Here is a 13449-nt window from a genome sequence, read left to right as displayed (position 1 = left end):
CTCCCTTCCTCCGAAGCGGGTTGCAAAAGTAGAAAAATTATCCGCTAATCCAAAGCCAATACCACCTTTATTCCCTCAATACCCCCTAACTCCATGAATCTCAATCATAAAAAATAATCCATAACCTCAAAATTAATAGAAAGTTGGTGTTTAACCCCTGCAATTACCTCAATAGAGCGACAATTTTATTGAATGATTAAAGAAATAATGCCGCTGCTTGTAATAACAGACTATATAACCCATTCTGAAAATGCTCTTTTTTGGTTAAATACTCAAAGAAGTAATTATTTATAGACTATGTTATATATATACTATAGAAAATAATCCTTTTAACCTGCTAAAATAAACCTGACCTTAACGAAAAACTATATCCTGATGTTTATATTGGAGTGGATTTAACTTAACAAGCGGTACTAAACGTTAAGGTAGTGCGCAGCCTGGATTTTGCAAACGCATTACCTTACTATATGATATACTATAATAACCCCTTAAAAGAATAGCATTACAAACTCATTTTAGCGCCTATATATAGTATATGTTAAAATTTGTTAAGTGTTTGAAAGGACTAATTGCTTTGCATAGCTTAGCGCCCAATTGTTTTATATTGATCTTATCGTATTATTAATTATCTTTGCAGAATGTTTAAAGTTAAACACTTAATTATTTTAGTATTTGTTGCCGCTTTGGGTATGGCGGGTTGTAAGAGCCGTTTTGAAAAACTTAGGGCCAGTAACGACGTAGCTAAGAAGTACCAGGAAGCCCTTCGTTTATATAATAAAAGGGATTATAGCAAAGCACTGGTTCTTTTTGAAGATCTTTCTCAAAAGTATCGCGGACGTGCCGAAGCTGAAGATTTGAACTATTATTATGCTTATACACTATATAGATTAAGCGATTACACCACTGCAAGGTATCAGTTTAAAAGCTTTGCGGATACTTATCCAGCCAGTAAAAATGCTGAAGAAGCAAGATACATGGGTGCTTATTGTTACTACCTGGAATCACCTGCATTTTCTTTAGACCAGGAAAACACTTACAAAGCAATTGATGCTTTACAATTGTTTATTAACCTATACCCAACGAGTGAACGTGCTGCTTCGGCAAGTAAATATATAGCTGATTTAAGAGGAAAGCTGGAAGATAAAGCATTTGCAAATGCAAAAATGTATTTAACTACCGGACCAAGTAATGTAGATAATTATAGAGCTGCTGTTATTGCTTTAAAAAATGCTCAAAGAGACTATCCTGATATTAGATATGCGGAAGAAATGGACTTTTTGATGATTAAATCGCAATATTTGTATGCGAAAAATAGTTATGCAATCCGTCAGGAAGATCGTTACAACGAAGCTTTATCTTTATACGATGAGTTTACAGAACACCATCCTGAGAGTAAATTTACAAATGATGCCAAACAACTAAAACAAGATATAGAAAATGGTTTAGTTGTGGCAAAAATAGAATTGGCTGATTATGCTGCGCAGGAAGCAAAGTATAAAGAAATGCTAATAAGAACTGGTAAGTTAAAAGATACCACTACCATTAATAACACCGATAAAAAAAACAAGTAACACATGAATACTAACAAACCTGCTGTACCTAATACTACGGTTACCAGAAATGTACACGATTTAGACAGAACAACTGATAATCTTTACGAATCTTTAGTTGTGATTGCTAAAAGAGCAAACCAGATTTCGAACAACATGAAAGAGGAGTTGCATGGTAAACTTGCAGAATTTGCTTCAAGCAACGATAATTTAGAAGAAATTTTTGAAAACCGTGAGCAAATTGAAATCAGCAAGCATTACGAACGCATGCCTAAGCCTGTTTTAGTTGCTATTGATGAGTTTTTGAACGAGAAAATTTATCACAGAAATCCTGCTAAAGAACAAAAGTAATTAGCATAGCGCATGGCGTTTAGAGCAAGGCGTTTTTATGCATTACGCTCTATGCCCTATGCTTAATGTCCTCTGCTTGTATGCTTAAAAATAAAAACATTATCCTTGGCGTTTGCGGTAGCATTGCAGCTTATAAATCGGCTTTCTTAGTTCGGTTACTGGTTAAAGCTGGTGCAAACGTTAAGGTTATCCTTACCCCTGATGGCGCAAATTTCATTACGCCACTTACCCTTGCTACACTTTCTAAAAACCCGGTTTACACTCAATATTTCGAAGAAGAAACAGGTGTATGGAGTAACCATGTAGAATTAGGCCTTTGGGCCGATTTAATAATTATTGCACCAATTAGTGCCAACACCCTGGCTAAACTTTCTAATGGTATCTGCGATAATTTATTAACTGCAGTTTATCTTTCAGCTAAATGCCCTGTTTATGTTGCCCCGGCAATGGATCTCGACATGTGGAAACATGAAAGTACTCAACAAAATATAAAAAGAATAACCAGCTTTGGAAATACTGTCATTGCGCCTGCCAACGGCGAACTGGCGAGCGGATTATATGGTGAAGGCCGAATGGCAGAACCGGAAGAAATTGTTGCCTTTCTTAGTGATGCAATAAAAAAAAGTATGCCGTTATTTGGGAAAAAAGCAATGGTAACGGCCGGTCCTACTTACGAAGCCATTGATCCGGTACGTTTTATAGGAAACCATTCTTCCGGAAAAATGGGTTATGCCATAGCAGATGAATTAACCAGGCTCGGGGCTGAAGTAACCTTAATTTCGGGACCGAGTGCTCAAAAGTCATTATTTCCAGTTAACCGCATTGATGTAGTGAGTGCACAAGACATGTTTAATGCCTGTACCGCTATTTTTGAGCACACGGATATTACTGTAATGTGCGCAGCGGTGGCAGATTACCGACCGAAAACGGTTGCCACCCAAAAAATTAAAAAACAGGAAAGCGAGTTTATTTTAGCGCTTGAAAAAACCGTTGATGTACTTGCATCTTTAGGAAAACTTAAAAAACAACACCAGACTTTAGTGGGCTTTGCTTTAGAAACCAACGACGAAGAAAACTATGCTAAAGGAAAACTGGAAAAGAAAAATCTGGATTTGATTGTACTTAATTCGTTAAATGATAAAGGTGCCGGTTTTAAATCAGATACAAATAAAATTACTATTTTTAACAAAGCATTTGAGCGAACGGTGTTTGATACCAAATCGAAAACAGAGGTTGCCAAAGATATTTGCGAAGCCATTTTAAAGATTATATAATGATGAAAAGAATTGTTTGCTTGCTGTTGTTAATCGGTATTGGAAAAATACAAGCCCAGGAACTCAATGCAAGGGTTACTTTGCTTGCGCCACAGGTTTCCAACATCAGTAAACCAACAATAGATGCATTGCAGAAAACAATTCGGGATTTTTTAAATAACAATAAATTCAGCAATGAAAGTTATCAGCCTCAAGAGCGGATAGATTGCAATTTGATCATTACGATCAACTCCTGGGATGGTGGTTCGGGCTACACTGCCGAAGCCCAGATTCAAAGCAGTAGGCCGGTTTTTAACAGTTCGTACAATAGTACATTATTAAACATGAGTGATAAAAATTTCGACTTTAGCTTTAATGATGGCTCAACAATCGATTTTTCTGATCAAAATTACATTTCCAACATTAGTGCATTATTAAGCTATTATGCCTACACCATTATTGGTATGGATAAAGATAGTTTTGGTAAAATGGGTGGAACACCTTATTTTAAGAAAGCACAAAATATACTAAACCTTGCACAGGCATCTGGTAATACTGGCTGGAAAGCTGCAGATGGTTTACGTAATCGTTTCTGGTTTAATGAGAATGTGCTTAATCCAGTTTTTGGCGAATTGCGCAACTTTATTTACAGCTACCATTTAAGTGGGCTCGATCAGTTAACCGATAATGATAAAGGCCTGACTCAAATTATGGCTGCCCTACCTGCGCTTCAGCAAATGGACAAACAAAAGTTAGGTTCTATTTTTCCCAACGTTTATTTTGCGTCTAAAGCCGAAGAAATTACAAATGTACTTTCGAAACTAAATCCTCAGGAACGTGTCAGGGCATATAATATGCTGGCCGAAATTGATCCTGCAAATATTGGTAAATACGAAGGGTTAAAGAAAAATTAAACCAAAAGGGATAACCCATAGTTTCTAAGATGATGAGAAGATTTTTATTAGTGACTATTTTTATCCTCCCCATAAACTTATTTGCTCAATCGGCTTTTACTATCCAGGGCTTTGGTAAAACCTATAAAGATGGCGATAAAATTTTCTTATCATATAAACAGGATAAGCGATTAATCACCGATTCTAGCTGGATACATAATGGTTCATTCAATTTTAAGGGTACGGTTAAATCCAAGGTAAGAGGTTATCTATGTAGAAATCAAAATCCGCAATATACTACAGCCGATCTATTCGATTCGTATTATGTTTATGTTGAGGCAGGTCAGATTATTCTTAACTCTCCTGATACTTTAAGCAATTCAATTATATCCGGCACTCCATCAAATAATGATTATGCAAAACTTTATGCAGCATTAAGCCCGCTCTATGAGAAAAGAAAGAAGTTAAAAGATCCTGAAAAACTAAGTATCGAAGAATTGAAAGATACGGCATTGGTAAACTTAACAAAAGCAAACGCTGAGGCTGCATATTATGAAACATTTCCCGTTCAGTTTAATTTTATAAATAAACACCCTAATTCTTATGTAAGTTTATTGGCCTTAGATCAAATGGCCCGTAGCAGTAAATATTTACCGGAGGTAGAAAAGAGTTTTGCCAGGTTAAGTACTGAACTCAAGTCAATGCCTGAAGGGCATGAAATAATCAGAAGGATTATGAAGGGTAAAAAAGTTACTGTTGGAATGATGGCAAAAGAATTTACCCAAAATGACATAAATGGCCATTCTGTTAAACTCTCGGCCTATCGAAATAAATATATTCTTGTCGATTTCTGGGCTTCGTGGTGTGGCCCCTGCAGGGCAGAAAATCCCAATATTTTAGCCGTTTTTAACCAATACAAAACCAAGAATTTTACTGTTTTAAGTATATCAATTGATACGGATAAATCTAAATGGTTAAATGCAATAAAAGAAGATCAACTTCCATGGATCCAACTATCCGATCTCAAAAAGAAAAACGAGGCAGCTACTCTCTATGGCATTACAACTATACCTGCAAATGTGTTGATTAATCCTGATGGAAAAATAATTGCCAAAGATATTAAGGGAAAAGATTTACGCAATAAATTGGCTGAACTACTCGATTCCAAATAGCAGAAAGATAATTTTTTTTAACCAAAATACATCTCTGCTGCAACTATATGCTCTATTTTATGTTTATTTCTATAAATTTTTATTAAATATTTTGTTATTACGAATATCTTCGTACATTTGAATACGAAATAATTCGTAGAACAATTGTAACAAAATGAGCAATACCAGTATCAAACCTACAGAAGGGGAAATGGAAATATTACAAGTGCTTTGGGAAAAAGGTAACGCAACGGTAAGAACGGTTCATGAGGCTTTAAATAAAAAAGATTCTGGCTATACCACTACCCTGAAACTTATGCAGATTATGCATGAAAAAGGAATGGTAGAAAGAGACACAAACCAAAAGACTCATATTTACAAAGCACTCGTTAATCGCGATAGAACCGAAAAACAATTGGTTACCAAAATGATCGACAATGTGTTTAATGGTTCCGCAGCCAGGTTAGTTATGCAGGCTTTGGGTAATCATAGTGCAAGTGCAGATGAAATAGAAGAAATTAAAAAATATTTAGATGGTCTTAAATAGGCCAGACAAGCAACCCTTATAGAATTTATTAGTCTTTTAAAAAAACAGAAACAATAAACATGGAAACTTTAGCACCACAATTTATCAAAGCATTTGGCTGGAGCATTATAAATTCTCTTTGGCAGTGCGCCCTGATTTACGGAGTATTGTTTGTCTTGTTGTATAGCCTGCCTAAACTGGCTTCAAAATATAAACATAACATGGCATTTACTTCTATTGTACTAATGTTTTTGTGTTTTAGCTATAATGTAGGAAGTCAAATGTTTTCAAAAGCCCCGAACCAGGTTAATGGAGTAAAGATTGAAAATGCAGAAGTATTACAATATTTAAATAATATACCACAAAGCTTAAGCAGCAAAGCTGAACAGTTTTTCCCGATTGTAGTTGCATTTTATATACTTGGAATTATACTGCAGCTTTTTGTGATTTTAAAAGGCTATAAGCAATTGGCCAGGTTCAAAAATGAATATTTAAGTGCGGTTCCGGCAGAATGGAAAATACTTTTTGAAAAAGTAACGTCAAACCTCAAAATCCATAAAAAAATACGTTTTCATCTTTCAGAAATTGTAAATGTTCCCCTGGTTATCGGGTACTTAAAACCAATTGTTTTGTTTCCGGTTGCGCTGATTAACCAATTGGATGCTGAACAGGTTGAGGCCATTTTAATCCACGAGCTTTCACACATCCGCAGAAATGATTTTTTGTTAAACCTGATTAAAACGGCTATTGAAACCATTCTATTTTTCAACCCATTTGTTTGGCTTGCGGGCCGGTTTATACATATAGAAAGGGAACATGCCTGCGATGACCTGGTATTGAAATTTACCGGGAAACCACTTAATTATGCCCATGCCCTACTCAAACTTGAATTACTGAAAGATAAAAATACACCCGCATATGCCATGGCAGCTACGGGCAAAACCCAAAACTTATATCAACGCATAAAAAGAATAACCAATATGAAAACGAACTATTTAAACACCAAACAACAAATGGCTGCCTTAACATTAGGTATTGCCTGTTTATTTTCAATTGCCTGGATAAATCCTGCCGAAAAGAAAAAAGAAGCCATAAAAGCAATAAAAACCTATGTATTAAACAGTACTCCTGATGCCGATTATGCCAAAACCATTGCTTATACAGATACAACCAAGAAGAGGAAAGTTAAAATCGTAACGGTTGACGCTAAAGGCGTAAAAACTGAATACAATTCATTTAAAGATATGCCCGACAGTCTTAGGGATGGTTTTAAAGGAAGCATATATCTGGGAAATGGTTACAATTATAATATCGATAGCAACAATATTGTAATTAATTTAGATACCGCTGGACTTTCTTCTATCTATAAACAATTTAATTCTCCTGCATGGAAAGCCCAGATTGCCGCTATTCAAAAAAATGCCAGAGAAACATCAAAGATCTATAACTCGCCCGAATGGAAAGCCAACATTGCTAAAATTCAAAAAAATGCAGTAGCAATTGCAAAGCAATATGATTCGCCTGAATGGAAAGAAAATATAGCTAAAATCCAAAAAGATGCAATTGCGATTTCAAAACAATATAACACGGACGAATGGAAAGTAAATGTTGAAAAAATCCAAAAAACAGCTGAAGAAATTGCCAAGAGCTATGATACACCTGAATGGAAAGCAAGTGTAGAAAAGATGCAGAAGAATGCCATTGAAATGAGTAAGCAATTTAATTCTCCTGAATGGAAGCAAAAAATTAAAGAAATGAGAGATTTACATGATTCGGCGGAATACAAGGAACTGAGAAAAAAATTCGATAAAGATGTTCAGGAATTAAAGGAGCGAAAAGAAAAAACGGAAAGAAAAGAAAAGCCCGAACAACAGGAACAAATAGAAACACAGAAAAACTAACAACCACACAAATTATAAACCCTAAAGCGAAGAAATTATTCTTCGCTTTTTTTGTTTGAAAAAATCTCACTCCTTTTTAAAACCTACAAGCTTAATTGTTTATTTTCGCAATAGTTATGCTACAAAAACTTTCTATACGTAATTACGCATTAATTGATAGCCTCGACATTGAATTTGATAGGGGCTTAAACATCATCACTGGTGAAACCGGCGCCGGTAAATCTATTATTTTAGGTGCGCTTTCCCTCATTTTGGGTCAACGTGCAGAAAGCAAATATTTCTTTAATCAGGATAAAAAATGTGTGATTGAAGGTAGCTTTTTACTGGCCGATGAAAATTTAAGCGCTGCATTTGAAGAACAGGACCTTGATTTTTTCAATGAAAGTATATTAAGACGTGAAATTTCCATTGACGGAAAATCGAGGGCTTTTATTAATGATACACCGGTTAACTTAACCATTTTAAAACAAATTGGGGAAAAACTAATTGATATCCACTCTCAGCATGCCACCCAGGAAGTAAATGATCCTGATTTTCAATTACTGATTGTTGATGCGCTTGCAAGTCATACTTCATTGCTTTTTGAGTATAGGGCAGGTTTTAAAAAATTAAAGCAGGATTACAACCGTTTAAAAAAGTTGGTTGTCGAAGCTGATGAAGCCCGCAATAAGCAGGATTACGAACAGTTTTTATTTAATGAACTGGAACAAGCCAGTTTAAAAGATACTGAACAAGGAGATTTAGAGCAGGAACTGCAGCGCTTAACCCATGCAGAAACAATTAAAAGAAGTTTAGTTACAGCTACTGGTTTATTAACAGAAAGCGAACCCTCAGCATTGCAACTATTAAAAGAATCATCACTACAATTACAAGGTATTGAAAAATTCGACCCTGCCATACACGTTTTATATGAACGTTTACGATCAGCAATAATAGAAATTAAAGATGTAGCGGATGAAACCGCTTCAATTGAAAGCAACACGCTACACAACAGCGAACGTTTGGAAATCATTAACGAACGTTTGGATTTGTTTTATACACTTCAACAAAAACACCGTGTTTCTAATAATGCTGAACTGCTTGCGATACAGGCACAGCTGGAAAATAATTTAAATCAGTTACTTTCTTCTGATGAAACCATCGAAAAATTAACAAAAGAAACTGAAAAGCTTAAACAAGATTTAACTAAACAAGCGCAGCAGCTAAGTATAAATCGTAAAAAGGCTATTCAATTGGTACAAGAACAAACCGCTGATACTTTAAAAAAAGTTGGTATGCCAAATGCTAAATTAGTTTTAGCGCAAAAGCAATCATCCGATTTAAATAAAGATGGGCTTGACGAAATCACTTTACTTTTTACAGCAAATGCAGGCCAGGCGCCTGCTCCGGTTAATAAGGTTGCTTCCGGCGGAGAATTATCCCGCCTGATGTTGGCAGTTAAAGGTTTATTGGCCAAACACACTTCCTTGCCAACCTTAATTTTTGACGAAATTGATACCGGTATTTCTGGTGAAACAGCTTTGAAAGTTGGTGAAGTAATTGCCGAACTTGGAGAAAACATGCAGGTGATTTCGATTACACACTTACCTCAAATTGCGGCCAAAGGTAATTCGCACTATTTCGTGCATAAAAATGAAACTGCAGGAAAAACAACCACCGGAATCAGAAAATTAAAACAGGAAGAAAGAATCGAAGCCATAGCAGAAATGTTAAGCGGTAAAAATCCCGGGGCGTCCGCCATTGAAAATGCTAAAGAATTATTAGGATAGTTTTTTAATAAAGGTAGGTGTCTTTAATTAATAGACAGCTACCTTTCATTCTGTTAAGGAGTGCAGGGATTTTCTAAAGTTATAACGCAAGGAGAAACTTCCGTGGGTGAACAACTCCAGGGTTGACAACCTGCACTATTAAAATGTGGGTTTTCAATACACACGGGGCATAGAAAAAGATGATAATCCCCGCCTACAATTTTTTTCATCTCTCCTCTTGATAGAGACTGTGACTTTAAGTTCATAACAATTAATTTAGTTTAACGTAATTTAAAACTATTATTTAAAAATTACAAGTACTAAAGGCGCAAAACAACTAACTAATTAGTTTATATTTGGGTATGAGAAAAATCATTTCCCTGCTTTTATTTGTTCAAATATCTACACTTGCTTTTGCACAGCAAAACTTTACCCTGAGCGGAACAATAAAAGATAAACAAGGCAATCCTTTACCAGGCGCTGGCGTATATGTTAGCGGTTATAAAATTGCGACATCAACCAATAATGATGGAGGCTTTTCGTTAAGCCTGAAACCAGGAAATTACGATATTCTGGTTCAAATGATCGGATATAAGGCGACCAATAGCAATGTGGTTATTGGAGATAAAAACCTGAATCTCGAAATAAGACTCGAAGAAAACGCTGTTCAGCTTAACGAAGTAACCATTACTGCAGATCCTAACCGTTTAAGATACATTAAACTGTTTACCGATTATTTTATTGGCACTACTCCCAATGCCGCACAGTGTAAAATTTTAAATCCTGAAATTTTATATGTGGATTATGACCATGAAGAACAAGCTTTAAAAGTAAAAACAACAGATTTTTTAATTATTGAAAACAGGGCACTCGGTTACCGAATCAAATACCTGGTGAACAATTTTGAATACAATTATAAAAGCAGAATCATTTATTATGAAGGTTATCCATATTATGAAGATTTAAAAGGTTCTTCCGGAAGGCAAAAAAAATGGGCTCAAAAAAGATTAACGGCTTACCAGGGTTCCTCACAGCACTTTTTTACATCCTTGTACCAGGGAAAAGCTACTGAAGAAGGTTTCATTATTCACAAATTAAGCAAAATTAAGAACCCGGAAAGACCCTCTGATGCGATAATTGAACGTAATATTAAAAAATTGATGCCTTCGGGCATCAATAGCACAATTCGCCTGGGGCATGGCAACGATTCTTTAAGTTATTGGGCTGGAAAAAAAAGACTACCCGAGAGTATTTCTGTTCTTAATCGTCAGCTTGTTACACCAGATACCCTCGTCCACAAGTACAATAATATTTTTAAATATTTAACCTTTACAGATGTTCTGTATGTAATTTACATTAAAGAAAGAGAAGATAAGGCTTATGCCAATATGATAAACACTTCCATTGCGAGACCTTTGGACATTCCTGATTATCAAATATCTTTAATTAATACACTCATAACACCAATTTATTTTTATCAGAATGGAGCCGCCTATAATCCAAGATCAATGCTTTTTGAAGGCTATTGGGCCTGGGAGAAAATAGCCGATAGTGTACCCATGGATTACCTTCCGCCAGGAAGATAGCTACATTTTAAGGCTATGTTTAGCGTAAATGTTAAAATTGTTAAAAATCTTTTTAGTTTTTAATAAATATTAAGCGTTTTGGCTACATTCGCTTTCATGATTAAAAGCCTTTTGGTATCCCTCATCCTGATGGTTATAGGTACTAATGCATTCGCTCAAAATACATTTACCATTAGTGGTATTGTTAAAGATAACAGGGAAAGTTTACCTGGTGCAGGCGTGTATTTAAGTGGTTATAAAGTATCCACAGTTGCGGATAATGACGGCAGATTTAAAATCAGTAACCTTAAGCCAGGAAGTTACGATATCCTGGTTCAAATGGTGGGCTACCTTCCCTACTCAAAAAGTGTAATTATTTCAGATAAATCTGTTCAGTTGGAATTGGTTTTGAAAGAAAATACGGTTCAGTTAGGCGAAGTCGTTATTCGTGCAGATCCGAACAGACAAAAATACATTAACCAGTTTAAAGAGTTTTTTATTGGTAAAACACCTAATGCTTTACAATGCAAAATTCTAAATCCGCAGGTTTTAAATGTTGATTTTGATGTTACTCAAAGTACCTTAACCGTTAGCACAACAGAGTTTTTAATCGTTGAGAATAAAGCTTTGGGTTATCGGTTAAAATATATGCTCGATCATTTCGAGTATAACTCCAGAACTCATATTATTTATTATTCAGGGCATCCCTTTTTTGAAGAGTTAAAAGCTTCTGCAGCCAGAAAGAAGAAATATATTGCAGCCCGCGAAACCGCTTATTATGGTTCTTCGCAGCATTTTTTTAGATCGCTATATGCCGGGAAAATTAATGAAGAAGGATTTATTTTGACCAAAATGGTTAAAATTCCAAATCCAAACCGATACCCCGAAGCCGTGATAAATGAAAACCTTTTCAAAATTAAAACATTACCCGAAAAAACAGGCATAAGAAAAACAGCAGGTAAAGTCGATACAGCATTACTCGCCTTTTGGACAAAGCAAAAAGAAATGCCAAAAACTATCGACAAGTTTAGCCGTGCGGAGTTGTTAACAGATACTTTGGTACACCATTACAATCAAAATTTAAAATGGCTTAACTACACCGATGCGCTTTGCGTACAATACACAAAGGAAAAAGAATCATTTGAATATTCTAAAACGGGTTTCTGGATATTTAGGCCATTAGATGTTCCCGAAAATGAAATTTCGGTTGTTAATTTAATGGATGGACCTGTTCGTTTTTACGAAAACGGGGGCATTTATGATTCCCGGTCATTACTGTTTGAAGGCTACTGGGCATATGAAAAAATAGCCGACATGGTACCAATGGATTATATTCCTTTAAAAAAGTAAAAGCACTAAAATTCTAAACAATATTTTTCAACAAACATTAAAATTACTAAAAATATTAGTAATTTTAATGTTATGATTGAGGATGATGATAAACCATATTTCAGGGGACGCGGAGCGCAGGTTAATCCACATAATAAGTTTCTAAAGGATGATTACGTAAAAGAACATGTTGAAGGAATTGATGATTGGGAAGAAAGCGATCATAAAACAACCTTTTTATTTGATAATTCTAAAACTATTGTCAATAAGGTCGAAAGTCCGGATGTTGGTATGGAATATTCGTTAAACCCTTACCAGGGATGCGAGCACGGTTGTACATATTGTTATGCCAGAAATGCACACCAGTATTGGGGTTATAGTGCCGGATTGGATTTTGAAAGAAAAATTATTGTTAAAAAAGAAGCACCTGCCCTTTTTAAAAAGTTCTTAGAAAAGAAAGGCTGGGATGCAACCACCATTTCCTTATCAGGTAATACAGATTGTTATCAGCCTGCGGAAAGAAAATTCAGGCTTACCCGCCAATTACTGGAAATTGCGCTGGAGTATAAACAACCAATTGGTATGATTACCAAAAATTCTTTAATCCTAAGGGACAAGGATATTTTACAGGAAATGGCAAAGCTAAATCTATGCATGGTTTATGTATCCATTAACAGTTTAAATGAAGAACTGAGGCAAGTTATGGAACCCAGAACCACCACCGCTAAACAGAGACTTAAGGTGGTTGAAGAACTCAGCAAACTAAACATTCCGGTTGGTGTAATGGTTGCACCACTGGTACCTGGACTAAGTGATCACGAAATACCATCAGTTTTAAAGGCTGTTGCCAATGCCGGTGCAATAAGGGCGGGTTATACCATAGTTAGGCTAAATGGCGCCATCGGGCAAATATTTGAAGACTGGCTGAGAAAAAACTTTCCTGATCGGTTTGAAAAGGTTTGGCACATGATCCAAAATTGCCATAATGGAAATGTAAACGACAGTCGGTTTGGTGAAAGGATGAGAGGTGGCGGAAATATTGCTCAAATGATCAGAGATAATTTCAGACTGCACTGCAGGTTAAATGGTTTAAATGTTAAAGACATTGCACTAAATCACCACATTTTTAAAGTACCTGGTTCTCAAATGGAATTATTTTAATTCTTTAGGTCATTAAAAGAA

11 protein-coding genes are annotated in these 13449 nt (G+C 35.6%); all 11 read left to right on the top strand.

Annotated elements, in window-relative coordinates; genetic code table 11:
• The first annotated feature begins 638 nt into the window (after positions 1-638).
• The 11 genes from R2Q77_RS17930 (at position 639) to R2Q77_RS17880 (ending at position 13428) form a co-directional block, all read left to right on the top strand.
• Complete coding sequence (locus R2Q77_RS17930; protein WP_316805102.1) at positions 639-1571, top strand: outer membrane protein assembly factor BamD; 933 nt, start codon at positions 639-641, stop codon at positions 1569-1571.
• A 3-nt stretch (positions 1572-1574) separates the two neighbouring features.
• Positions 1575-1901, top strand: a complete 327-nt coding sequence (locus tag R2Q77_RS17925; protein WP_131535784.1) for a DNA-directed RNA polymerase subunit omega — start codon at positions 1575-1577, stop codon at positions 1899-1901.
• An 80-nt stretch (positions 1902-1981) separates the two neighbouring features.
• The gene (coaBC, locus tag R2Q77_RS17920; protein WP_316805101.1) at positions 1982-3175 is read left to right on the top strand and encodes a bifunctional phosphopantothenoylcysteine decarboxylase/phosphopantothenate--cysteine ligase CoaBC; all 1194 of its coding nucleotides are present in this window, start codon (positions 1982-1984) and stop codon (positions 3173-3175) included.
• A complete protein-coding gene (locus R2Q77_RS17915) occupies positions 3175-4068 on the top strand; it encodes a DUF4835 family protein (protein ID WP_316805100.1) in 894 nt (297 codons plus the stop codon). The genes coaBC and R2Q77_RS17915 overlap by 1 nt, the downstream gene beginning before the upstream one ends.
• A gap of 29 nt (positions 4069-4097) precedes the next feature.
• On the top strand, positions 4098-5219 hold the full coding sequence (locus R2Q77_RS17910) for a TlpA disulfide reductase family protein (protein WP_316805099.1): 1122 nt from the start codon (positions 4098-4100) through the stop codon (positions 5217-5219).
• Positions 5220-5373: 154 nt separating this feature from the next.
• On the top strand, positions 5374-5745 hold the full coding sequence (locus R2Q77_RS17905; RefSeq protein ID WP_316805098.1) for a BlaI/MecI/CopY family transcriptional regulator: 372 nt from the start codon (positions 5374-5376) through the stop codon (positions 5743-5745).
• A 59-nt stretch (positions 5746-5804) separates the two neighbouring features.
• Entirely contained in the window at positions 5805-7625 is a 1821-nt protein-coding gene (locus tag R2Q77_RS17900) for a M56 family metallopeptidase (RefSeq protein ID WP_316805097.1), read from the top strand.
• Positions 7626-7741: 116 nt separating this feature from the next.
• Positions 7742-9394, top strand: coding sequence for a DNA repair protein RecN (recN, locus tag R2Q77_RS17895; protein ID WP_316805096.1), 1653 nt, complete (start codon positions 7742-7744; stop codon positions 9392-9394).
• A 341-nt stretch (positions 9395-9735) separates the two neighbouring features.
• Positions 9736-10959, top strand: a complete 1224-nt coding sequence (locus tag R2Q77_RS17890; protein WP_316805095.1) for a carboxypeptidase-like regulatory domain-containing protein — start codon at positions 9736-9738, stop codon at positions 10957-10959.
• Positions 10960-11055: 96 nt separating this feature from the next.
• Positions 11056-12288, top strand: a complete 1233-nt coding sequence (locus R2Q77_RS17885; RefSeq protein WP_316805094.1) for a carboxypeptidase-like regulatory domain-containing protein — start codon at positions 11056-11058, stop codon at positions 12286-12288.
• A gap of 72 nt (positions 12289-12360) precedes the next feature.
• Positions 12361-13428, top strand: coding sequence for a PA0069 family radical SAM protein (locus tag R2Q77_RS17880; protein ID WP_316805093.1), 1068 nt, complete (start codon positions 12361-12363; stop codon positions 13426-13428).
• Positions 13429-13449 lie beyond the last annotated feature (21 nt).

This window comes from Pedobacter nototheniae, from assembly GCF_032678625.1.
Lineage (GTDB): Bacteria > Bacteroidota > Bacteroidia > Sphingobacteriales > Sphingobacteriaceae > Pedobacter > Pedobacter nototheniae_A.
This window is presented reverse-complemented; position numbering and strand designations above follow the sequence as displayed.

Bases quoted from the DNA above. Each gene is read 5' to 3' on its own strand.
- R2Q77_RS17930 (WP_316805102.1), top strand. From the start codon at position 639: ATGTTTAAAGTTAAACACTTAATTATTTTAGTATTTGTTGCCGCTTTG.
- R2Q77_RS17925 (WP_131535784.1), top strand. From the start codon at position 1,575: ATGAATACTAACAAACCTGCTGTACCTAATACTACGGTTACCAGAAAT.
- coaBC (WP_316805101.1), top strand. From the start codon at position 1,982: ATGCTTAAAAATAAAAACATTATCCTTGGCGTTTGCGGTAGCATTGCA.
- R2Q77_RS17915 (WP_316805100.1), top strand. From the start codon at position 3,175: ATGATGAAAAGAATTGTTTGCTTGCTGTTGTTAATCGGTATTGGAAAA.
- R2Q77_RS17910 (WP_316805099.1), top strand. From the start codon at position 4,098: ATGATGAGAAGATTTTTATTAGTGACTATTTTTATCCTCCCCATAAAC.
- R2Q77_RS17905 (WP_316805098.1), top strand. From the start codon at position 5,374: ATGAGCAATACCAGTATCAAACCTACAGAAGGGGAAATGGAAATATTA.
- R2Q77_RS17900 (WP_316805097.1), top strand. From the start codon at position 5,805: ATGGAAACTTTAGCACCACAATTTATCAAAGCATTTGGCTGGAGCATT.
- recN (WP_316805096.1), top strand. From the start codon at position 7,742: ATGCTACAAAAACTTTCTATACGTAATTACGCATTAATTGATAGCCTC.
- R2Q77_RS17890 (WP_316805095.1), top strand. From the start codon at position 9,736: ATGAGAAAAATCATTTCCCTGCTTTTATTTGTTCAAATATCTACACTT.
- R2Q77_RS17885 (WP_316805094.1), top strand. From the start codon at position 11,056: ATGATTAAAAGCCTTTTGGTATCCCTCATCCTGATGGTTATAGGTACT.
- R2Q77_RS17880 (WP_316805093.1), top strand. From the start codon at position 12,361: ATGATTGAGGATGATGATAAACCATATTTCAGGGGACGCGGAGCGCAG.